Here is a 22,619-nt window from a genome sequence, read left to right as displayed (position 1 = left end):
GGGAATTTTATAGGGCTTTGTTAACTAATAATAAGGAAAGAAAAATATTGAAAGGCTTTATGTAGATTGCCTCAATTTAATTCCAAAACGAATTTTTGACTTGGTTTGTCAATTTCTTGTATATATTTTGGAAACGAATTCTTTATGCAATTAGACTTGTTTTATTTAAATACCCCAAAAAATAGTCTATCAAACTACTAATGGTCTTCTTTGATTACTTTTTTCCTTGTCTTTAAGAGTTTTACATTACCAGTTACGATGATAAGGAACAAACGAATGATTTTATACTATTTCCAGAGAGAAAAATATTGTCAAAAACTATGGTGAATGACTTGTAAAAAGGATTTACTCATTATAAAATATGGTGGATATTGATAAAAAAGTAAATTTTAAGGATTTAAGAAAGACTTATATATCTTTGGTCCATGCAGTAATGAACAAAGACACGGGTGTTTTATCATCACATTCAACCCATGAGATACTCGAAAGATATTATATTGACCCAACTATTTTGACAAAAACAGAAGAGGGAGTACTAAAAATTTCAATCTTTGGAGCTTAATACGTCACTCTTTTTCGTCACTCCTAAGGGTTGGGGTCTGAGGAATATACTAAATTTTAAACATAAAAAAACCCTAACAGATTGATGTTAGGGTTTTTGCTTTGGTAGCGAGACCGAGATTTGAACTCGGGACCTCAGGGTTATGAATCCTGCGCTCTAACCGACTGAGCTATCTCGCCATGATTGAAGGTGGAAAACCATCCCTGAATGCGGGTGCAAATATAAAAATAATATTACAGCTTGCAAGTATATTTTTAAGAAAAAAAAATATTTTTAAAAATGCTTTTTTTTCGGAGTTATATTCTATATATTTCGCAAAAATTAAATGTAGCTCATGGACCAAAAAGTACGTTACGAAATCGAGTTCCCCATAAATTCCTCGCCTCAATTATTATATCAATATATATCGACTCCTTCTGGTCTGTCAGAATGGTTTGCTGATAATGTAAATTCTCGTGGAGAGTTCTTTACTTTTATTTGGAATGACTCCGAAGAAAAAGCTAGGCTTGCCTCTAAGAAGTCGGGTGAAAAAGTTAAATTCAAATGGGTTGATGAAAACAGTAAAGACACAGAGTACTTTTTTGAATTGCATATTTTAGTTGATGAACTTACCAAGGATGTTTCTTTAATGGTTATTGATTTTGCTGATAAAAATGAAGTAGATGAAGCAACACAACTATGGGAAAATCAAATTTCAGATTTGAAACATCTCATAGGGTCTGTATAGTAAAATCATATTTTATGACTTATATTTGCCCTAAACAAAATTTAGGGCTTTTTTTATGATTAATTTTAATGGAACTATAGTGTCTCAAGACGCTAATATATTGACACAGAACCGCGCTTTTTTGTATGGTGATGCTGTTTTCGAAACGGTTAAAATAATAAATAATAAAATTCTTTTTTTAGAAGATCATTATTTTAGATTAATGTCTTCTATGCGAGTGGTTCGAATGGAGATTCCAATGAATTTTACCATGGAATATTTTGAAGAACAAATACTTTCTCTCGTTAAAAATAATTCTTTAGCTGATTCGGCGCGAGCCAGAATTACCATTTATAGAAATGACGGTGGTTATTATTTACCACAAAATAATACAATTTCTTTTTTAATTCATACAATAGCACTTGAAGAAAAGTTCTATTCAATTAACAAAAAAGAATATGAAGTTGATTTGTATAAAGACTTTTATGTGACTAAACAATTGCTGTCTTCCATAAAAACAACTAATAAAATCTTAAACATAACCGCTAGTATTTATGCAAATGAAAATGGATTAGACAATTGCATTTTGTTGAATGACAGTAAAAATGTTATTGAAGCTTTGCAAGGAAACATTTTTATGCTACTGGGTAATAAACTCATTACGCCACCTGTTTCTGAAGGGTGTTTGAATGGTGTTATGAGAAAACAAATTTTAGGGTTGGCAAAAAAAATAGCAAATTTAGAGGTAGTGGAAGAAGTAATTTCTCCATTTGATCTTCAAAAAGCAGATGAATTGTTTATTACGAATGTTATAAAAGGTATACAGCCTATTACAAAATATCGTAAAAAGGAGTTTACAACTAAATTGGCAAATGAATTAGTTGAAAAATTGAACGAAGCGGTACGTGTTGTTTAATTTAAATAAGGATTTTCTGGAGCATTAGACCAGATAAGATATTCTCCTCCTAATTCCATAATTTGTTCTTTCCAGAAATGAGCTGCTGATTTTCCTATGATTTTATTTTCATAATTATTTTCAGTGATAATCCACGAATTACATTCCATTTCTGTTTCCAGTTGGTCTTCTTCCCAACCGGTGTATCCTAGAAAAAAACGAATGTTTTTTTTACTTATTTTTCCGGTATTGATAAGTTCTTTTGTAGATTCGAAATCGCCACCCCAATAGATGCCATTTGAAATTTCTACACTATTAGGAATTAATTCGGGGATGTCATGGATAAAATAAAGATTATCTTGTTCTACCGGTCCACCATTGTAGATTTTGAATCTTGCATCAATATCAGGGATCAAGTCGTGGATGGTATATTTCAAAGGTTTATTTATAATAAAACCAACAGAACCTTCCTTGTTGTGGTCTGCTAATAATATTACGGATCTGCTAAATGATAAATCTCCAAATATAGAAGGCTCCGCTATAAGAAGATGTCCTTTTTTTAATTTTTCTGAAATCATGACGCTAGTTTTTTTATTAAAATTAAGGAATAATTATTGATAATACCAAACAAAGTCGTTTAAATGCATAAAAAAACCTTCCATGTGGAAGGTTTTATTATAATGGAAAACTTATGATTAGTTTACCGCTCCTTCTAATTCTGCTCCAGCTTTAAATTTCACAACGTTTTTAGCTGCGATTTGGATAGTATTTCCTGTTTGAGGATTTCTACCGTCTCTAGCTGCTCTAGCAGATACTGACCAAGATCCGAAACCTACTAAAGATACTCTTCCTCCTTTTTTCAAAGTACCGCCTACATTTCCTAAAAATGACTCTAAAGCTAATTTAGCTGCAGCTTTTGTAATTCCTGCATCTGCAGCGATAGCATCGATTAATTCTGATTTGTTCATAATAAATAGTTATTAATTGTTGGTTAAAAAAATTGTCAATACACAAATTTAGTAGGAAATCCGTTCCTTGCAAGCGTTTTGTGTTATTTTAGTTTGTTTTGTTAATAACTTATTTTTTTTGTTCATAAAACAAGGCTTATTTCTTGTTAAAAGTATCAAACCCCTTGTTTTTACTGATGTTAATAGACTTTCGCATTTTCAGAAAAAGACATGCCATTTAACAATTCTATAGTGTTTATTCTCTTTTTTCCCGGAAACTGTAAACTAAGTACTTGGATTAATCCATTTTTTACAGGAATTTTCATCTCTTTCTTGTTACAAATCAAACTACCAATAGGATAATTGTGATGTTCTGAGATGATTTTTGCTTCATATATTTTCACATTCCACTCTTCATTTTTGTCTCCAAAGAAACACCAAGCAGCTGGATAAGGACTCAAACCTCGAATCAAGTTATTTATTTCTGAAGCTGATTTTGTCCAATCTATTTTGCAATTCTCTTTATTTAGCTTATATGCCGTTTTAATATCAGCATCATCTTTTTGAATAATGGTCGTTACATTTCCTTTTTCAATCATTTCCAAAGTTTCAATAACGGTCTTACTTCCTAAATCCATTAATCGATCATGTAATTGTCCTGCATTTTCAGTTGCTGAGATTGGTGTTTCGGCACTTAAAATCATGGCTCCGGTATCAATCTTGTCATCTATAAAGAAAGTAGTCACACCCGTTTTCGTTTCTCCATTTATGATTGCCCAATTTATTGGTGCCGCTCCGCGATAATTAGGTAGAAGCGAAGCATGAAGATTGAAGGTTCCCAACGAAGGCATTTCCCAAACTACTTTTGGTAACATTCTGAAAGCAACTACAATTTGTAAATTAGCATTCAAGGATTTTAATTCCGATAAAAAAGCTTCGTCTTTTAGGTTTATAGGTTGTAATAAAGTAAGATTATTGGCTAGCGCATATTCTTTTACCGCCGAATATTTTAGTTTTTGTCCACGGCCAGCAGGTTTATCAGCTGCTGTAATAACGCCAACAATCTCATAGTTATTTTTGATTATAGTGTCCAAAATCCCAACAGCAAATTCTGGGGTTCCCATAAAAATAATTCGTAATTTTTCCATTATGATTTTAAAGTGTATTTATTGTTTGGTTTTACAAGTATAATATTGTTTTCTAATAAATGTTGTAGCACAAAGATAACGTCGTCTGGGCTATTTTTAGTTTTATTTTGGATGTCTCTAGAATTCAAATCGTCTGATTGTAATAAAGCAACAATCTCTTTTGAAAGCGAAGTCACATCCCTTTTCTTATTTTTTTTAGTGATACAATAGGAACAAATACCACAATCAACGTTTGTCTTTTCGCCAAAATAATCTAAAATCAATTTGCTTTTACAATTTCTTTTCTCACTTATATAATAAATAACAGACTTGAGTTGTTCTTTTTTTAAGTCGTTTTGATTTTCTAAGTATTTAGAAACTCTATTTATTGTTCTTTCATCTTCGCGAATTTCATTAAAAATTAATGTAGCATCATTATTTTTCGAATGATACTCAATAATATCTTTTTCCTTTAATTTATTTAAAACTGCCTGTATTTCATTTGTACCTTGATGTGACTTTTTTGCAATCAATTCTAAGTTGAAAGCGGTTTGGATCTCATAAATTCCAGGATAGGTTCGCAATATTGCCAAAATAATTTCTTCGTCATTAGGATTTAAACTCATATAACGGATTACTTCTTTGGAAGGAATAAGAAATTGCAGCGTAATTTTTTCAGAAAACTCTTGGGACAAACTAATAATTCCTTGTCTGTCCAGAAACTGCATGGCATTGTAGGTTTTCAATGTTGGAAACTCATACTTTAGACAAAAATGATGTAAATTGAACGTAAATTGCTCGTCGATTCCTTCTCCGTAAGCAATCTGGAAATAATTACAGAGTTTGATATACATTAGATTTAAAAACTTTTTATCAGGAAGAACATTGATAAACTGATTTTCGGTTTGAAGAATATCCGATGGACTGGTTAATAGTACGGCATAGGCTTTCTCGCCATTTCTTCCGGCTCTTCCAGCTTCCTGATAATAATTTTCTAAATTTTCCGGAAGCTGAATATGGATGACTGTTTTTACATTGGCTTTATCAATTCCCATTCCAAACGCATTGGTAGCAACAATAACCTGCACTTCTTCATTCATCCAAGACTGCATGTTTTTATCTTTTTCTTTGGACGCAAGTCCGCCGTGATAATACGTTGCTTTGAATCCTAAAGATTGTAATTGTGCCGAAATATCCAAACAAGATTTCCTATTTCTCACATATATTATAGAGGACTGAGGGTTTTTCTTTAGAATTTGTTCGATTCTAAAAAGTTTATCTTCGACTTCAAAAACCATGTACGCAATATTTTCCCTTGCAAATGATTTCTCGAAAATTTTCGGATGGTGCAATCCTAAATCAGTGATGATGCTTTCTTTAACTTTTGGAGTTGCGCTTGCGGTCAAAGCCAAGAAAGGGATTTTTGGAAAATGCTTTTTTAATCCTGAAATCTTCAAATAAGCAGGCCTGAAATCGTGTCCCCATTGTGAAACGCAATGTGCTTCGTCAATAGTAATTAAATTTATGGGAAGGTTTTTTATTCTTTCCAGAATCCAATCCGATTGTAATCGTTCCGGAGATAAATATAGGAATTTGTAATTTCCAAATTGGCAGTTGTCCAACAGGTCAATCATTTCATCCGATTTTATTCCGCCAGTCAAAGCAATCGCTTTAATATTTCGTTTTTGTAAATTAGCGACTTGATCTTTCATCAATGCCACTAATGGAGAAATTACTAAACAAATTCCTTCCTGCATCATTGCGGGAACTTGAAAACAGATGGATTTTCCGCCACCGGTAGGCATTATCGCAAAAGTATCTTCACCACTTAAAACAGAATTTATAATTTCGTTTTGTAGTGATCTAAATTTGCCATGCTTCCAATATTTTTGGAGAATTTGTAGTGCTTCTGGCATAGATTTCGTTCCCAAAGCTTCGGGATTAGATTTTAATTTATACTTGATGAAAAAATCGTAAATCCCAATTTGTAATGCTTAAACTATTTAGAAATTTTATCTAAGATAAAAAGAATTCTGTTATCAACACTATCTTTAGGCACTTCTATAAGTTCGTAACCATATTTGTTGTAAGTTGTAACAAGATGACTATTGATATCTTTGGCTTGTTCAAAGTTTTCATATCGTTCAGTATCACTAGTATAGATCTCCTCCCAAGGCGGAAGAATGAAAATTTTAGTATATTTGTATTCTTGGCAAGCCAAATCAAAAAAAGTAGGATAACTGTCTCCAATGTAATGCATATAGGCAACAACATCTGGAATACCACGATCAATGAATACAATTTTATGAGGTTCTTCAAGTGCGCTTTGAAACTGCTTTTTTCTGCCTTCCAGAAGTAATTCACTAAACAGTAAAGGATTTGTCAGGAACAATTGTTCAATACCTTGTTTTTGAGCTTCTAAAGTTACTTGTCTGGAAATTTCAGGGTAACAGCAATATCCATTAGCTACCAATCCGTCTATGATTGTACTTTTTCCAGTTCCGGGACCGCCAATGATAACTATGATTTCTTTCTGCACTTTTTACAAATAAGGCGCGAAATTACTCAAACTTATTGGAATTTGAAAAAATGATTGCCGTAAAAATATAATTTGGCAAAAAATCATATTTCAAATATTCAAAATTTACATTTGAAACCGTATATTTGCTCTTATTTTTAAATTGAAAATGGATAACGATAAAGAAAAAGAGACTGCGGAATTTTACGAAAGATTAAAAGTAGAGCTGGATATGAGTAATACATGGCCAGCAGAGTACTTATTTAAGTTTATTGTACCAACAGAAAATGATAATGTGGAGCGTGTTGAACTGGCTTTTGACTGTATGGGAGCGGTTATAAAAACGACAAAATCCAAAACGGGTAAATTCACAAGTATATCTGTTGACGTTACCGTAAAAGATTCACAAGAAATAGTAGATAAATACTTAGAAGTTTCTACAATTAAAGGTATTATTTCCCTGTAATATAAAATAAATTTTTGATACATTTCGAATGATTTAAATCTTCGGAATGTGGCATATAAGATCAAAAAATATACATTCGAATATGAATTCAAAATATATAAAAGAAAACGCGAACGACACTGTTCATCATTTGGAATATAATGCGGAGCGATCCCATTTAATTATTCCGGAATACGGTCGTCATTTGCAAAAATTGATTGATCAGGCTACAAAGATTGAAGATGATGTGGAGCGCAACAAAGCGGCAAAATATATTATTCAGGTGATGGGGAGTTTGAATCCTCACTTACGAGATGTTCCTGATTTTCAACATAAATTATGGGATCAGATTTTTATTATGTCTGATTTTAAATTAGTGGCCGATTCGCCATACCCAATTCCATCTCGAGAAGTCTTGCAATTAAAACCGGATGTTTTAAAATACCCGCAAAATTTCCCCAAATACAGGTATTATGGTAACAACATAAAATATATGATTGATGTCGCCAATAAATGGGAAGATGGCGAAATGAAAAATGCATTGGTAAAAGTAATTGCCAATCACATGAAAAAATCCTATTTGAGTTGGAATAAAGATACCGTAAAGGATGATGTTATTTTCGAACACTTGTATGAATTATCGGATGGTAAACTAAATTTGCTTCAAAGTACAGAAGAACTTTTAAATACTACCGATTTATTGCGAACTAATAAACGAGTTTCCAATAAAATCACTCCTGTTGGACAACCAAAAATTCTAAGTAATAAGAATTTAAAAACGGGTAAACCAAAACCTTTCGTAAAAAACAATAATCCAAAATAAAATAGGTAATAAGTTGTTTAGATTTTGAAGTACTGCTTTTAATAAATCGGTAAAACTTCATAGCCTTTGTAACCTAAAACCTCAGAACCTTAAAAAAATAATATGGGAATTTTCAAAATAGAAGGTGGCATTCGTCTAAAAGGAGAAATCACGCCACAAGGAGCTAAAAATGAAGCATTGCAAATTTTATGTGCAGTTCTTTTGACTCCTGAAAAAGTTACAATTAATAATATTCCTGATATTATTGATATCAATAAATTGATAACCCTTTTAGGGAACTTAGGAGTTAAAATTCAAAAAAATGGATCTGGCTCTTATACTTTTCAAGCAGATGATGTTAATATACAATATTTAGAAACTGAAGCATTTAAGCAAGAAGGTGGCTCACTTCGTGGTTCAATTATGATTGTTGGACCATTATTGGCTCGTTTTGGCAGAGGATATATTCCAAAACCCGGAGGAGATAAAATAGGTCGTAGAAGATTAGATACGCATTTTGAAGGATTTATCAATCTGGGTGCAAAATTCCGTTACAATAGAGAAGACCATTTTTATGGTGTAGAAGCTCCAAAAGGATTAACTGGAACTGATATGTTACTTGATGAAGCATCAGTTACAGGAACAGCTAATATTGTTATGGCTGCTGTTTTGGCAAAAGGAAAAACAACAATTTATAACGCAGCCTGTGAGCCTTATTTGCAACAACTTTGCAAAATGTTGAACGCTATGGGGGCAAACATTACGGGAGTTGGGTCTAATTTATTAACTATCGAAGGAGTCAAAAGTCTAGGCGGTTGTGAGCATAGAATTCTTCCGGACATGATTGAAATTGGTTCATGGATTGGATTAGCTGCTATGACCAGAAGTGAAATTACAATTAAAGATGTAAGTTGGGATAACCTTGGAGTTATTCCAAATACTTTTAGAAAATTGGGAATCACTTTAGAACGAAGAGGAGATGATATTTATATTCCTGCCCATGAAGATGGATATGAAGTGAAAACGGATATCGACGGTTCTATTCTTACTATTGCTGATGCACCTTGGCCAGGATTTACGCCTGATTTATTAAGTATTGTTTTAGTAGTTGCCACACAAGCAAGAGGAGATGTATTGATTCATCAAAAAATGTTTGAAAGCCGATTGTTTTTCGTAGATAAGTTAATTGATATGGGCGCGAAAATTATGTTATGTGACCCGCATAGAGCAGTAGTTATGGGGCATGATTTCAAATCACAATTGAAAGCAACGACCATGTCTTCACCGGACATTCGTGCAGGGATCTCCTTGTTGATTGCAGCTCTTTCGGCAAAAGGGACAAGTACTATTCAAAATATAGAACAAATCGATAGAGGTTATGAACGAATTGACGAACGATTAAGAGCGATTGGCGCTAATATAATTCGAGCATAACACTAATTTTATAAAAAAAATCGTTTAAAAAATCCTACCTGAGTGAATGTATAAATTCAAAATTCTAAAGGATTATTTAAACGATTTTTTATTTTATTAAATCATTATAAAATACAATGTCAAACGAACAAACTGCAATTAAAGCAACTTATTTTAGCATAGTTGGAAACATCTGTTTAGCGATTATTAAAGGGTTAGCAGGTTTTTTTGGAAATTCATATGCTTTAATAGCAGATGCGATTGAATCTACTACTGATATTTTTTCCTCTTTTTTAGTATTGTTCGGAATCAAGTATTCCAATAGACCGGCGGATGAAAATCACCCTTACGGACACGGTCGTGCGGAACCATTAATAACTTTTTTGGTTGTTGGCTTTTTAATTACTTCAGCTACAATTATTGCATATGAAAGTATTAATAATATTGGTACCCCACATGAATTACCAAAATCGTGGACACTTTTTATTTTAGGAGCGATAATTATTTGGAAAGAATATTCTTTTCGTTTGGTTATGAGGCGCAGTAAAGAAACGAATAGTTCTTCATTGAAAGCAGATGCTTGGCACCATAGAAGTGATGCAATCACATCAGTTGCGGCATTTTTAGGGATTTCAATTGCTTTAATTTTAGGAAAAGGATACGAATCTGCTGATGATTGGGCGGCGCTTTTTGCATCTGGTTTTATTCTTTATAACAGTTATCTTATTTTCAGACCTGCTCTTGGGGAAATTATGGATGAAAATCTGAACGATGATTTAATTGATGAAATTAGAAAGGTTTCCTTTCAAGTCGAGGGAATTATTGATACAGAGAAATGTTTTATACGAAAAGCAGGAATGCAATATCATGTGGATCTTCATGCGATAGTAAATGCGAATATTTCAGTAAAAGAAGGACATGATTTAGCCCATAAATTGAAAGACACTTTAAGACAAGAAATTCCTGAATTAGGTCACGTTTTAATCCATGTGGAACCCAATAATCAGTTAGAGATTTTATAAACAAAAGGCACAATTTTTTTGTGCCTTTTGTCTTTCAATTTATTTGTTTTTCTTGGAATTCATTCAAACTACAAAAAAGACTGTATTGCTAATTCATAACTTTTTAATCCAAAGCCTAATATAACTCCTTTTGCATTTCCTGAAATATAGGATTGATGCCGGAAACTTTCGCGAGAAAATGTGTTCGAAATATGTACTTCAACAACTGGTGTTGTAATTGCTTTTATTGCATCTCCAATACCTATAGAAGTATGTGTATAAGCACCAGCATTTAAAATAATACCATCATAAGAAAAACCAAATTGCTGAATTTTATCAATTAATTCTCCTTCAATGTTGCTTTGATAATAAGTAAATTCAATTGATGGAAATTTTATTTGTAAAGTAGTGAAATATTCTTCGAAAGTTTGGCTTCCATAGACTTCTGGTTCCCGTTTCCCCAGAAGATTAAGATTTGGGCCGTTGATAATACTTATTTTCATAATTGTTATTTTGGTAAAAATAAAAAAACCGTTCCAATTTATGGAACGGTTTTAATAAATTTATTTTAATTTTATTAGAATTTAATACCAGCTGAGAGTTGAACAACAGAGTTTTTAACTTCTGCATCCTTTGAAGCATCCGTTAATCCTAAACCATAACGTGCTTGTATGAAAAAATGGTTTGTAATGTTTAGTCCTAAACCACCCACAACTGCAAAATCGAACGTGTTAGAATCTTTAACATCAAAATCGTTTCTTTCGCTCAATAAAAAGGAAGCTTGAGGACCTAGTTCAAGACTAATTACTTTATTCAGATTAATTTTTGCTAAAACAGGAATGGATAAATAACCCAATTCATTTTTAAATTCTGTAGCCGCATATTTGTATGTTGCTCCCTGAGTAGAGTAGAGTAATTCAGGTTGTATAGAGAAACTATCCAGAAGTTTAATTTCTGCGACTAATCCTGCGTGATAGCTGGTAATAGCATCTTTGTCATAATTACCACTATTTATTGTAATATTAGTACCAGTTTGATTTGCATAATTTAATCCTGCTTTTATTCCAAACTTAACTAATTGAGCTTGCATATTACTTGAAATAGCAAACAGTAAAACGGCAACTAAAATTGTCTTTTTCATAATATTGGTATTTGATTATTGTTCTTAATTTGAACGTCCAAGGTATAACTCTTAATGTAAAGAAATATTACAATTTTATGTTTTTTACTTATAATATTCACTTAAATTTAATTTCTAGATTATCATGTTTTGAAGCTTTTAATTAGCTTTTTTCTTGTAAATTTATTTTAAATATCTAAAAATCAATGAGTTAAATCTTATTTTTTGTTGTATTTAAACGGATTAATTAGGTAGTCAACGAGTTTTATGGTCTAAAGAAGAATGTCATGTTTGATTTTTTTAACTTTAGATCTATAAATTTTAAATAATTAATCATGAAAAAAATTACTTTATTATTAGTAACAGTTTTCACATTTGGGATTGTGAATGCTCAAGACAAAGAAGATATGTCTTTTGGAGTTAAAGCAGGTTTAAACATATCCTCAATCACTAATGCCGATCAAGATGGTATGAATTCAAAGTCCTTAGTAGGATTTCATGTAGGTTTTTTTGGAGAATTTATGATAAGTAATGAATTTTCTATTCAGCCTGAATTGCTGTATTCTACACAAGGAGTTAAATTAGAAGTTGATGGGGATAAAGGAGATTTGAAATTAGATTATATCAACGTTCCGGTTATGGCTAAATATTATATAGCTGATGCTTTTAGTCTTGAATTAGGACCGCAAATTGGGTTTCTGGTATCTTCCAAAGCAAAATCTGGAGGAGAATCTATTGATGTTAAGGATGACACTAAATCAATAGATGTAAGTTTGGGTTTTGGTGCCAATTATAATTTTGCTGAAAAATTTATGCTTGGCGCACGTTATAATTTAGGCTTAACACGAGTGCAAAAAGATTTATTTCCAGGAGAATCAGAATCTAAAAATTCTGTTTTCCAAATTTCCCTGGGATACAAATTTTAATTTTTTGTATTAAAGCAATATACTATGCCTCCCACTTCGGGAGGTTTTTTTTTCTCAAATGAATAGGGGCCTGGCAGTTGTTGATAAATTGGTTTGTATTTTTAACCACCGTGCAATAAAGCGGAAGATTTATTCGTATTTTTAGAGTCAGTAACATGTAAAGTAAAAGATGAAAAGACTAATTTTAGTATTGGGTGTTGTATTGGCTTTTTCCAATATGTATGCACAAAAACAGGGTGGATTTAGAGTGGGATGGGATTTTGGGTACACAGTACCTTCAAATGGCGGCGGAGGTTTACTGTCTGCTATCGAACCCAAATACAATATAGCAGACGATATGAATGTGGGGTTTCGCATTGGCGCTGCCGCAATGATTCGTGATGTGCAGGGTAGCGGAGGGAGCACGACCAGCGCAAAAGTATCTGTGAATAGTTCGTATGTGGCCACTTATGATTATTATTTTGATGAAGCAGGAAAATCTTTTGTTCCTTATATGGGTGGAGGAATTGGGTATTATTCGATCGCAAATGTAGAATTCGATGAAGGGAGTAATTCTAATCAGATCGTATTTGGTGTGAACGGTAAAATGGGAGCCTTAGTGCGGGGAGGTTTCGAATGGGGCAAATTCAGAATGGGAATGGAATACAATCTGGTGCCAAAATCTGATTTGCACAATGCGAGCGGAGCTACAATAGGAACGGTTTCTAATACGTATTTAGGAATTCATTTGGGATTCTATGTGGGCGGAGGTAAATGGGGAAAATAATTTTTGATTTAATCGTAAAGCAAACCGCGTTTAAAAGCGTGGTTTTTTTATGTCTAAAAAATGCTTTACTTTGGGATATGAATTGGAATACCTATATAAAAAGTTATCAGTCTTATTTAAGAATCGAACGTGGCTTGTCAAAGAATACTATTGAAAATTATTCTTTCGACATAGAACGTTTGTGCCTTTTTCTTGAAAAGAATGGAATAGTTATTTCTCCAATACAGATTGACGACGAAACAATTCAACAGTTCATTTATGATGTTTCAAAACAAGTTAATCCTCGTTCACAAGCCAGAATTATTTCGGGGCTTAAAAGTTTTTTTAGCTATTTGATATTTGAAGACTTTCGGGATAACAATCCTTTGGAGTTGATTGAAACCCCTAAAACAGGTAGAAAGCTTCCCGACACTTTATCTGTTGATGAGATTGATACTCTTATTTCGGCCATTGATTTAACTACTAATGAAGGGGAACGCAATCGTGCCATGCTCGAAACACTTTATGGTTGTGGTCTCCGGGTTTCTGAATTGACAGCTTTAAAAATTTCCGATTTGTTTTTTGAGGAGGGTTTTATTAAAATCACTGGGAAAGGGAATAAGCAACGGTTTGTACCTATTGGAAATTTAACTCAAAAATACATTCAAATTTATAAAGATACGATGCGAGTCCATTTGAATATTAAAAAAGGATTTGAAGATACATTGTTCTTAAACAGAAGAGGAAATCAATTGACACGAGCTATGATTTTTACGATTATTAAAGATTTGGCCACTAAAATAAACTTAAATAAAAACATCAGTCCGCATACGTTGCGACACTCTTTTGCCACACATCTTCTGGAAAATGGTGCCGATTTACGATCGATTCAACTAATGCTGGGCCATGAATCGATAACTACAACAGAGATTTATGTTCATCTTGATCGAAAATTTTTAACGCAGGTAATTAATACTTTTCATCCCAGAAAAAAAGCAGATTTTTAATCAGAGAATTGTAGTAGATAAAATAAAAAAAGACTTATTGATTTCTAAATCAATAAGTCTTTTTTTATTTTATCTAATTCCTACCGTTGGGAGAGTTAGAAGAGAATTATTTCGCAATATTAACTGCTCTTGTCTCTCTGATTACAGTTACTTTCACTTGGCCAGGATAAGTCATTTCAGTTTGAATTTTTTGTGATATTTCAAAAGATAAATTAGCTGCATTTTCATCAGAAACTTTTTCACTTTCTACAATAACACGAAGTTCTCTACCGGCTTGAATAGCATAAGCGTTTTTTACACCGCTAAATCCGTAAGCTACTTCTTCTAAGTCTTTTAAACGCTGGATATAAGAATCTAATACTTGTCTTCTTGCACCTGGTCTTGCACCTGAAATAGCATCACAAACCTGAATAATCGGGGATAATAATGATTTCATTTCAATCTCATCGTGATGCGCACCAATCGCATTACAAACCTCTTCTTTTTCACCGTATTTTTCAGCCCATTGCATTCCTAATAATGCGTGAGGTAAATCACTTTCTGCATCTGGAACTTTACCAATATCGTGTAATAAACCTGCTCTTTTAGCCAGTTTTACGTTTAAACCAAGTTCAGCTGCCATGATTCCACAAAGTTTAGAAACTTCACGAGAGTGTTGCAGTAAATTTTGTCCATAAGAAGAACGGTATTTCATACGTCCCACAACTTTAATTAATTCAGGATGTAAACCGTGAATTCCTAAATCGATAACGGTACGTTTACCAACTTCTATAATTTCATCGTCAATTTGTTTTGCTGTTTTAGCAACAACTTCTTCAATACGTGCTGGGTGAATTCTTCCGTCAGTTACCAGTTTATGTAATGCCAAACGTGCGATTTCTCTACGTACAGGATCAAAACAAGAAAGTATAATAGCTTCTGGTGTATCGTCTACAATGATTTCAACTCCTGTTGCAGCTTCAAGAGCGCGAATATTTCTACCTTCACGACCAATAATTCTACCTTTTACATCATCGGATTCAATGTTAAAAACAGACACACAGTTTTCTACTGCTTCTTCTGTTCCAACTCTTTGAATCGTGTTGATGATGATTTTCTTAGCCTCTTGTTGTGCAGTCAATTTAGCCTCTTCAATCGTATCTTGAATATGCGACATGGCTTTACTTTTAGCTTCTGCTTTTAATCCCTCTACGAGTTGATTTTTAGCTTCCTCTGCAGATAAACCAGATATCACTTCCAGTTGTTGCAATTGGCTTTTGTGTAATTTGTCTACTTCAGACTGTCTTTTATCTAAAACCTCTATTTTAGTGCTGTATTCTAAAGTTTTAGATTCAAAATCATCATTGACTTTTTTTGCTTTAGACAATTCATTAGAAATTTGAGATTCTTTGTCACGAACTCTTTTTTCTATTTCTGCTACTTTTTTGTCACGAGAAAGAATTACTTGCTCATGCTCTGATTTCAATTCGATAAATTTTTCTTTTGCTTGAAGAATTTTATCTTTTTTTATGTTTTCGGCTTCAAGGTTGGCATCTTTTAAAATTGATGAGGCTTCCTTTTTTGCGTTTTTAATTAAGTTAGAAATGTTACTTTTTTCTATTAGTTTGGCTATTCCAAACCCCCCTGCAATACCTATAAAACCGGTAATAATGATCGTTAATATGTTGTCCATGTTTGTTAAAATTTATATATAAAAAAAGCCTACATTAGGGTAATTGAATAAACTCGGAAAGACAAGTTTTGAGCTAACTCACTGTTCAAGTTTCCTCGCCGAAGCGTGGCATGCTTTAGTAGTGATGATTTGCTCATTCTAAATTGTTAGTGTTGAGTTTACCAAATATGAACTAATGTAGGCAGTATCTTAGTCTTTGTAAAGAACGTTTAATTGTCGAGATATTGGTCTAAAACCGCATTGATTTTTTTTAATCTTTCAATGGTTGCTTCGCCATCAATTGCATTATCAATTTGTTTTTGTTCTACTTGTGAGGCAAATTGTAAAGCACACATGGCTAATACATCTTGCTTGTCACGAACAGCATAATTTTCTTCAAATTGCTTTATCATCACATCAATTTTCTTTGAGGCGCTTCTAAGGCCTTCTTCCTGAGACAATTCTACCGTTAACGGGTAAACTCTGTCTGCGATTGATATTTTAATTTTAAGCTTATCGTCCATATTTATTATTAATCTGATAGTTGTGCTATACAGTAATCAATTTCGCGAATTAATGAATTTATTTTAAGCTTTGTATCTCTTTTATTATCGTCACTGCCTAATAATGTATTAGTAATTTTGAGTGTTTCACATTGCGTTTTCAGCGCTTCAATCTCTTGATGTTGAGTTTGTATGGTTGCTGCAGATTTTGTTAATTCAATTTTTAAATCTTGATTGATTTTTTCCAAACCTTTCAGTCTACTGAAAAGTTTTTCAACCTTATTTTCAAGAGTATCAATTATTTCTGCAATTACACTCATTATTAATTCTAATTCATTACTTAATCTTACAAAGTTAGTATTCCTTTTTATTATTACAATATTTTATTGATTTTTTTACGTTAAAAAAATCAATTATATGTAGTTCAGTAGGTTGTGATTTGATTTCGTTTGTAATTTTTTATTAACTACTTTTTTTTATCTTAGCAAAAATGAAACCAATGAAAATTTTTATATTTTTTATATTTTTTTGCAGTCCTCTTTTTGCTCAAGTAGACTATCCCAAAGATTATTTTAGTTCGCCACTTGATGTTCCACTACAACTTTCAGGAAATTTTGGCGAATTGAGGCCGAATCATTTTCATGCAGGCTTTGATTTAAAAACATTACAGAAAGAAGGATTAAAGGTTTACGCTGTTGCCGATGGCTATATATCAAGAATAAAAATTTCCACTTTTGGAAATGGAAAATGTATTTATATCACTCATCCTAATGGGTTTACTTCTGTATACGGGCATTTGCAAAGAGCCAATGATGGTATTGAGGATTACATCAAAAAATCCCATTATGCCTTGAAATCTTTTGAAATCGAATTGTTTCCTAAGCCAAATGAGCTGATTATTAAAAAAGGACAAATAATTGCTTTTTCAGGAAATACGGGAGGTTCAGAGGGACCACATTTGCATTTTGAAATTCGAGACAGTAAAACAGAAAAAATTATTAATCCTATGTTTTTCGGATTTGATAAAAACATTAAGGACACCAAAAAGCCTGTCATTTCTTCCGTTTATGTCTATCCTTTGGATACAAAAACTTCGGTAAATCATTCGAAGCGTCCATTGTTACTTAATTTGTCATTACAAAAAAATGGAACCTATCTGTCTGAAAAAGTGGTTGCCAATGGGAAAATAGGTTTTGGAATAACTGCTGTTGATTATGATGATGTTTCATTTAATAAAAACGGCCTTTTTAAAGTCCAGTCTTTTTACAATGGAAAACCAAATTTTGAATATCAATTCGACACGTATTCATTTGATGACATGCGTTATGTAAATGCGCTGATCGATTATTCGAAGTACAAGAAAACGCAGCAAAGAATTCAGAAATTATTCATGAAAAATAAATATGGACTAAGCATTATTCAGGCTGATGAAAATAACGGAATCATTTCAGTAGTTCCTAACTTGACTTCCGTTTATCGAGTTGAAGTTTCGGATTTTTATGGGAATAAAAGCACTGTTTCCATTCCTATTCAATATGATCTATTATCCACTATTATTGACCAAGAGCCAGTGGTGTCTAACTATTTTGTAAAAACGAACAAAGACAGTAATTTTGCCAAAGAGAATATGTCAGTTTTCTTTCCCGCAGGAACGTTTTACGATGATTTTGATATGAATTTTGATGTGAAAAATGATACGTTGTATCTTCATGACGATACTGTTCCGGCGCATACTAATTTTACAATTTCCATAGAAGACAATAAATACAACGAAGCTCAGAGAGAAAAAATATTTATTGGTTTGATTGAAGGTCAAAAAGTGACCTATAATTCAACATATAGAAAAGAAAATGTTTTTAATACTAAAGTGAAAACTTTAGGGAAATATGCTTTGGTTATGGATACCATTGCGCCAAAAATTACCATAGCAAAACCAATTGAAGGAAAATGGTTGAGTGACCAAAAGACAGTTCAACTTACTATAAATGATAGCTCATCTGGTATAAAATCATATAATGGCTATTTGAATGGAAACTGGATATTGTTCGAATACGACAATAAAACTAAAAAACTAATTCACAATTTCAGTGATGGGATTGTTGCCGAAGGTGCCAATGATTTAAAAGTGGTTGTAATTGATAATGTAGGAAATTCAACTATCTTTGAAACTCATTTTTTTCGAAGCCAAAAAAAATAAAAACCAAACCATTTGATTCCTAATAAATTAATACTTGTTTTCTTTTTTTTCTTTATTGGACTTGCTGCATCAGCCCAATCGGCTAGGATTAAAGGAATTATTCTTGATAAAAATAACCAACCTGTAGAGAATGTAAATGTTTTGTGTCTTAACAAAACAACGCAATCTAATGTAAATGGTTTTTTTGATTTGGCTGTTCCTGCCAATCAAAAATTGGTTATTGTTTTTACGCATATTTCTTTGAAAAAGACAACGGTTTCCATTGTTTTAAAATCAAATGAAGATTATGAGTTCAATTTGGTAATGAGTGATTACCAAGAACAGATGGGCGAAGTTATCGTTATTGCAAAAAACGGAAAAAGAGTTCAGGGAATTACCACAATTGAACCTGAAGTTATCCGAAAAATTCCTGGAGCTAATGCCGGTATAGAAAATATCTTAAAAACTTTACCGGGAGTAAATTCTAATAATGAGTTGAGTACGCAATATGCCGTTCGTGGAGGGAATTATGATGAGAATTTGGTTTATGTAAATGAAATCGAAGTATACCGTCCTTTTTTAATTCGTTCTGGACAACAAGAAGGATTGAGTTTTACCAATACTGATTTGGTTCAAAATATTGATTTTTCTGCCGGAGGTTTTCAGGCAAAATTTGGCGATAAACTATCCTCAGTGTTAGATATTACCTATAGAAAACCAGTAAAATTTGGAGCTAATCTAGAAGCTAGTTTTCTTGGCGGAAGCCTTTCTATTGATGCGGTTTCCAAAGATAAAAAATGGTCTGCAGTTACCGGAGTCCGGTATCGTAACAATAGTCTTTTGGTGAAAAGCCAAGAAACACAAACGAATTTTACGCCAACATTTGCTGATATTCAAACGAATATTAATTACCAAGTGTCGGCCAAATGGCAATGGAGTTTTTTGGGGAATATTTCTCAAAATAAATACCAGTATCAGCCATTGACGCGTCAAACTAATTTTGGAACCATTGATAATCCTATGGCACTTTCTATTTATTATGAAGGCCAAGAAAAAGATAAATTTAATACTTATTTTGGAGCTCTAAAGACAACCTTTCATGCTTCGAACAATTTTACATTGAAATTTATCGGATCTGTTTTTCATACTTTGGAACAGGAACATTTTGATATTTTTGCCCAATATCGTCTGGGTGAAGTAGATACTAATATCGGTTCTGATACCTATGGTGATGTTTCTTTTTCAAGAGGAATTGGTTCACAGCTTAATCATGCACGAAACGATTTAGATGCGCTAATTATAAATACGGAAGTAAAAGGATTTCATGATTGGGAAGAAAACCAATTCGAATGGGGAGTAAAATACACACGAGAATCCATTCGGGATAGGATTGTGGAGTGGGAAGTAATTGATTCAGCAGGGTTTTCTATAAATCCGCCAATTATTATTTTGCCTAAAAATGATCAACCGTATACTCCTTATACGGGACCTTTAGTGCCTTATCAGAATGTGAGAGCAACTAATTTCAATACGATTAATAGATTTTCAAGTTACGCACAATTGAGTAGAAAAGGAAATTTAGGTTCGAGTGAAGTTTGGTATAATGCGGGAGTGCGAATGCATAATTGGGAAGTTTCTGGAGATAATGCAATGGGTAAATCTCAAGTTACTTTTAGTCCAAGAGCACAATTTGCCATAAAACCAAATTGGGAAAAGGATATGGTTTTCAGGATTTCGGGAGGTGTTTACCACCAACCGCCATTTTATAGGGAACTTAGAGATGCTGATGGAGTTGTGCAGCCAAATGTCAAGGCACAACAATCCATTCATTTGGTTTTGAGTAATGATTATAGTTTCAAGATATGGAATCGTCCTTTTAAACTGGTTTCAGAACTGTATTATAAATCATTGACGGACGTAAATACGTATACGATAGATAATGTACGAATACGTTACGCGGCTAATAATAATGCCAAAGGATATGCGCAGGGATTGGACGTTCGGTTGAATGGGGAGTTTGTTCCCGGAACGGAATCTTGGTTTAGTTTTGGATATTTGAAGACGGAAGAAAATAGCGATAACAAAGGATATATTGCAAGACCAACAGATCAAAGATTGAAATTTGGGATTTTATTTCAAGATTTTATGCCTAATATTCCGAGTGTGAAAATTTACTTGAATTTAATTTACAATACGGGTTTGCCGGGAGGTTCACCTTCGTATGCGGATCCTTATTTGTACCAAAACAGATTGAGGGATTATCGCAGAGCAGATGTTGGTTTTTCTAAAGTGTTTTTAGAAAATAGTTCGGGTAATGTTAATAAAGGTTGGCTCAAAAGCTTTAAGGAGTTAGCTATAGGCTTAGAAATTTTTAACCTCTTTGATAATCAAAATGCGATTACGAATACTTGGGTTCGGGATGTATATTCAAAAAATCAATATGCAATTCCTAATTATATGACCACCAGGGTTTTTAATGTAAAATTGAGCGCGAAGTTGTAATAGAAAAGAAATAAGAGCTTTTTTATTGCAGTTTTAAGCCCTTTCTAAATCATAAATGATTTACAGAATGACAGAAGCGTTTTTAAAAATGATTACATTTGAATTTATTTTATAATAAGACATCATCATGAAAAAATTACATATAGCATTATTAGGACTTTCAGTTCTGCTTTTAACCAGTTGTAAAGAAGATTCAGAAAAGCCAAAAGTAACGTACGATGCTTCTAGAGGAAGAGCCGTCGCCAAAACTGATTCGACAGATATCGAAATAGCCGATTTGCCCATTCATATGGAAGGAACCAATTATCTGATTCATCCTGTGGGAGATTTAAGCATTCGAGAAAAAGGTATAAAAACAAGATATGGATCTTCTAGTGTGAATGATCTGAGTTTTACAATATCTAATTATGGAGAAAATGAAATCACTGGTTTTTTACAAAATATAAAGTTTCAAAAAATTGGTTCAGATTCTATAAAAGCATTGACAGATAAACCAGTTTTGATTCAAACTGCGACTTATTTGAAATCAGTTGCTAATAAAACCAAAAATCAAATCATGGTTTACACGATGGTTGATATGGATACTAATAAGGACGGAAAACTGGATACAAGTGATATTAAAGCTTTGTATCTTAGTGAAATAAGTGGGGATAGATTGACTAAATTATCGGATAGTTATCAGGAATTAATCGATTGGAATTTGATTGAATCAAATAACCGTTTGTATTTTAGAACCGTTGAGGATACTAATAAAAATGGACAATTTGATAAAATGGATGTGGTACATTATAACTACGTTGATTTGTCAAACAAGGAATGGAAAATAATAAGTTACAAACCCGTTTAAAACCTAAATTAAAATATCACTTTCTAAGTCAGACTTTTCAATCGTAAAATTAAATCCCAATTGTTTAACTAATTGAATAACGAGGTTTTTGTACCAGTTTTCAGATTTTGGGTGAATGTATATTTTTTCGATCAGTTCATTAATGTCAACATTGATTTTAAGTCCGTCGTTGATTTTGATGGTATTATCTTCAACATCTGATATAATTCGTACTTCACGCTCGTATTGGAAACTCTTTCTTTTGAATAAAAAAGGAAAAAACATATCATCAAACGGTATGTATTCTTTTTTGTAATCGATATAATTTACTTCACCAATGTATTGATTGAAATTTGTCTCAGGATGAAGTGCCTTTTGTAATCTGCCAATCGTGGATTGAATAGCCAATCCTTCGCTGTTTTGTGTGAAAATTTGCCACATCGCAAAGGATTCATATTCATTGATATGCCAACTGCTAATCGCTACTTTTTCCCGATGTGTTTTATAAAAATTGAGAAATTCAGGATTGTCAATCGATAATTTTTTTATTTCTTCAAATGTGGGTTCGCTAAAAGTACCTTCATATTGATCTTCAAATTTATCAGAGCGCGACATAAACAGTTTTTGCGACATCAGTAAGTCTAGAAACTTTGATAAATCAAGGTATTTCCAAACGATGGTGTTTGAATCTTCAGGAAGTTTTATGTTTGGATTATTAAGATACATTTTTTAGATTTTAATACACAA

Annotated in this window: 24 protein-coding genes and 1 tRNA gene; 13 read left to right on the top strand and 12 right to left on the bottom strand. The window is 32.6% G+C overall.

Translation table 11 applies throughout. The features are described 5' to 3' along the window. Positions 1 to 361 precede the first annotated feature (361 nt). Positions 362 to 562, top strand: a complete 201-nt coding sequence (locus ACM55K_RS09885) for a hypothetical protein (protein WP_416850070.1) — start codon at positions 362 to 364, stop codon at positions 560 to 562. A 102-nt stretch (positions 563 to 664) separates the two neighbouring features. Here the strand turns inward: ACM55K_RS09885 and ACM55K_RS09880 are convergent. Continuing rightward, positions 665 to 741 (bottom strand) — tRNA-Met (locus ACM55K_RS09880). 155 nt (positions 742 to 896) lie between these two features. On the opposite strand from ACM55K_RS09880, the gene ACM55K_RS09875 reads away from it, so the two are divergent. Together ACM55K_RS09875 and ACM55K_RS09870 are read left to right on the top strand one after the other, a co-directional pair. Continuing rightward, complete coding sequence (locus ACM55K_RS09875) at positions 897 to 1,289, top strand: START-like domain-containing protein (RefSeq protein ID WP_143387973.1); 393 nt, start codon at positions 897 to 899, stop codon at positions 1,287 to 1,289. Positions 1,290 to 1,344: 55 nt separating this feature from the next. After that, positions 1,345 to 2,184, top strand: coding sequence for an aminotransferase class IV (locus tag ACM55K_RS09870; RefSeq protein ID WP_416850069.1), 840 nt, complete (start codon positions 1,345 to 1,347; stop codon positions 2,182 to 2,184). Here the strand turns inward: ACM55K_RS09870 and ACM55K_RS09865 are convergent. From ACM55K_RS09865 to ACM55K_RS09845, 5 genes are all read right to left on the bottom strand, one after another. After that, complete coding sequence (locus ACM55K_RS09865) at positions 2,181 to 2,741, bottom strand: YqgE/AlgH family protein (RefSeq protein WP_416850068.1); 561 nt, start codon at positions 2,739 to 2,741, stop codon at positions 2,181 to 2,183. The genes ACM55K_RS09870 and ACM55K_RS09865 overlap by 4 nt on opposite strands. A 117-nt stretch (positions 2,742 to 2,858) precedes the next feature. Then, a complete protein-coding gene (locus ACM55K_RS09860; protein ID WP_035667751.1) occupies positions 2,859 to 3,131 on the bottom strand; it encodes an HU family DNA-binding protein in 273 nt (90 codons plus the stop codon). Between the two features lie 179 nt (positions 3,132 to 3,310). Continuing rightward, positions 3,311 to 4,258, bottom strand: coding sequence for a methionyl-tRNA formyltransferase (gene fmt / locus ACM55K_RS09855; RefSeq protein WP_416850067.1), 948 nt, complete (start codon positions 4,256 to 4,258; stop codon positions 3,311 to 3,313). After that, positions 4,258 to 6,153 (bottom strand): RecQ family ATP-dependent DNA helicase, encoded by a 1,896-nt coding sequence (locus ACM55K_RS09850; RefSeq protein WP_416850066.1) that lies wholly within the window; start codon positions 6,151 to 6,153, stop codon positions 4,258 to 4,260. The genes fmt and ACM55K_RS09850 overlap by 1 nt, the downstream gene beginning before the upstream one ends. Before the next feature lie 83 nt (positions 6,154 to 6,236). Then, positions 6,237 to 6,776 (bottom strand): AAA family ATPase, encoded by a 540-nt coding sequence (locus tag ACM55K_RS09845; RefSeq protein WP_416850065.1) that lies wholly within the window; start codon positions 6,774 to 6,776, stop codon positions 6,237 to 6,239. Between the two features lie 148 nt (positions 6,777 to 6,924). Between ACM55K_RS09845 and ACM55K_RS09840 the strand changes: the two genes are divergently transcribed. The 4 genes from ACM55K_RS09840 (at position 6,925) to ACM55K_RS09825 (ending at position 10,437) form a co-directional block, all read left to right on the top strand. Continuing rightward, positions 6,925 to 7,221: a DUF493 family protein gene (locus ACM55K_RS09840; protein WP_416850064.1), complete on the top strand. Its 297-nt coding sequence runs from the start codon at positions 6,925 to 6,927 to the stop codon at positions 7,219 to 7,221. An 82-nt stretch (positions 7,222 to 7,303) separates the two neighbouring features. After that, positions 7,304 to 8,023: a DUF4290 domain-containing protein gene (locus ACM55K_RS09835; protein ID WP_416850063.1), complete on the top strand. Its 720-nt coding sequence runs from the start codon at positions 7,304 to 7,306 to the stop codon at positions 8,021 to 8,023. A 102-nt stretch (positions 8,024 to 8,125) separates the two neighbouring features. Next, positions 8,126 to 9,436, top strand: a complete 1,311-nt coding sequence (murA, locus tag ACM55K_RS09830) for a UDP-N-acetylglucosamine 1-carboxyvinyltransferase (protein WP_416850062.1) — start codon at positions 8,126 to 8,128, stop codon at positions 9,434 to 9,436. A 116-nt stretch (positions 9,437 to 9,552) separates the two neighbouring features. Further along, on the top strand, positions 9,553 to 10,437 hold the full coding sequence (locus ACM55K_RS09825) for a cation diffusion facilitator family transporter (protein WP_416850061.1): 885 nt from the start codon (positions 9,553 to 9,555) through the stop codon (positions 10,435 to 10,437). Between the two features lie 68 nt (positions 10,438 to 10,505). On the opposite strand, the gene aroQ is transcribed toward ACM55K_RS09825, so the two are convergent. Next, positions 10,506 to 10,919 carry a type II 3-dehydroquinate dehydratase gene (gene aroQ / locus ACM55K_RS09820; protein WP_416850060.1) on the bottom strand — a complete coding sequence of 138 codons (414 nt, stop codon included), beginning with the start codon at positions 10,917 to 10,919 and terminating at the stop codon, positions 10,506 to 10,508. Between the two features lie 74 nt (positions 10,920 to 10,993). Continuing rightward, positions 10,994 to 11,557 (bottom strand): porin family protein, encoded by a 564-nt coding sequence (locus tag ACM55K_RS09815; protein WP_416850059.1) that lies wholly within the window; start codon positions 11,555 to 11,557, stop codon positions 10,994 to 10,996. A gap of 314 nt (positions 11,558 to 11,871) precedes the next feature. On the opposite strand from ACM55K_RS09815, the gene ACM55K_RS09810 reads away from it, so the two are divergent. The 3 genes from ACM55K_RS09810 to xerD all read left to right on the top strand — a co-directional run bounded on the left by ACM55K_RS09810 (position 11,872) and on the right by xerD (position 14,214). Beyond that, entirely contained in the window at positions 11,872 to 12,462 is a 591-nt protein-coding gene (locus ACM55K_RS09810) for a porin family protein (RefSeq protein WP_416850058.1), read from the top strand. Between the two features lie 169 nt (positions 12,463 to 12,631). Then, on the top strand, positions 12,632 to 13,228 hold the full coding sequence (locus ACM55K_RS09805; protein WP_416850057.1) for a hypothetical protein: 597 nt from the start codon (positions 12,632 to 12,634) through the stop codon (positions 13,226 to 13,228). Positions 13,229 to 13,305: 77 nt separating this feature from the next. Beyond that, on the top strand, positions 13,306 to 14,214 hold the full coding sequence (xerD, locus tag ACM55K_RS09800) for a site-specific tyrosine recombinase XerD (RefSeq protein ID WP_416850056.1): 909 nt from the start codon (positions 13,306 to 13,308) through the stop codon (positions 14,212 to 14,214). A 106-nt stretch (positions 14,215 to 14,320) separates the two neighbouring features. Here the strand turns inward: xerD and rny are convergent, their stop codons facing one another. From rny to ACM55K_RS09785, 3 genes are all read right to left on the bottom strand, one after another. Then, positions 14,321 to 15,886: a ribonuclease Y gene (gene rny / locus ACM55K_RS09795; protein ID WP_416850055.1), complete on the bottom strand. Its 1,566-nt coding sequence runs from the start codon at positions 15,884 to 15,886 to the stop codon at positions 14,321 to 14,323. A gap of 209 nt (positions 15,887 to 16,095) precedes the next feature. Then, on the bottom strand, positions 16,096 to 16,389 hold the full coding sequence (locus ACM55K_RS09790; protein WP_035667727.1) for a cell division protein ZapA: 294 nt from the start codon (positions 16,387 to 16,389) through the stop codon (positions 16,096 to 16,098). 8 nt (positions 16,390 to 16,397) lie between these two features. After that, positions 16,398 to 16,688 (bottom strand): hypothetical protein, encoded by a 291-nt coding sequence (locus tag ACM55K_RS09785; protein ID WP_416850054.1) that lies wholly within the window; start codon positions 16,686 to 16,688, stop codon positions 16,398 to 16,400. Between the two features lie 179 nt (positions 16,689 to 16,867). Here ACM55K_RS09785 and ACM55K_RS09780 point away from each other — a divergent pair, with 179 nt between their 5' ends. The 3 genes from ACM55K_RS09780 to ACM55K_RS09770 all read left to right on the top strand — a co-directional run bounded on the left by ACM55K_RS09780 (position 16,868) and on the right by ACM55K_RS09770 (position 21,893). Next, on the top strand, positions 16,868 to 18,565 hold the full coding sequence (locus ACM55K_RS09780) for a M23 family metallopeptidase (RefSeq protein WP_416850053.1): 1,698 nt from the start codon (positions 16,868 to 16,870) through the stop codon (positions 18,563 to 18,565). A 12-nt stretch (positions 18,566 to 18,577) separates the two neighbouring features. Beyond that, complete coding sequence (locus ACM55K_RS09775; protein ID WP_416850052.1) at positions 18,578 to 21,046, top strand: TonB-dependent receptor; 2,469 nt, start codon at positions 18,578 to 18,580, stop codon at positions 21,044 to 21,046. 127 nt (positions 21,047 to 21,173) lie between these two features. Next, the gene (locus ACM55K_RS09770; protein ID WP_416850051.1) at positions 21,174 to 21,893 is read left to right on the top strand and encodes a hypothetical protein; all 720 of its coding nucleotides are present in this window, start codon (positions 21,174 to 21,176) and stop codon (positions 21,891 to 21,893) included. 3 nt (positions 21,894 to 21,896) lie between these two features. Here the strand turns inward: ACM55K_RS09770 and ACM55K_RS09765 are convergent, their stop codons facing one another. After that, the gene (locus ACM55K_RS09765) at positions 21,897 to 22,598 is read right to left on the bottom strand and encodes a hypothetical protein (protein ID WP_416850050.1); all 702 of its coding nucleotides are present in this window, start codon (positions 22,596 to 22,598) and stop codon (positions 21,897 to 21,899) included. Positions 22,599 to 22,619: the final 21 nt, after the last annotated feature.

Origin of the sequence: Flavobacterium arabinosi, assembly GCF_048158725.1 — a bacterium.
GTDB classification, from domain to species: Bacteria; Bacteroidota; Bacteroidia; order Flavobacteriales; family Flavobacteriaceae; genus Flavobacterium; species Flavobacterium arabinosi.
The sequence above is the reverse complement of the archived record's forward strand: the minus strand, read 5'-3'. Positions and strand labels throughout refer to the sequence as shown.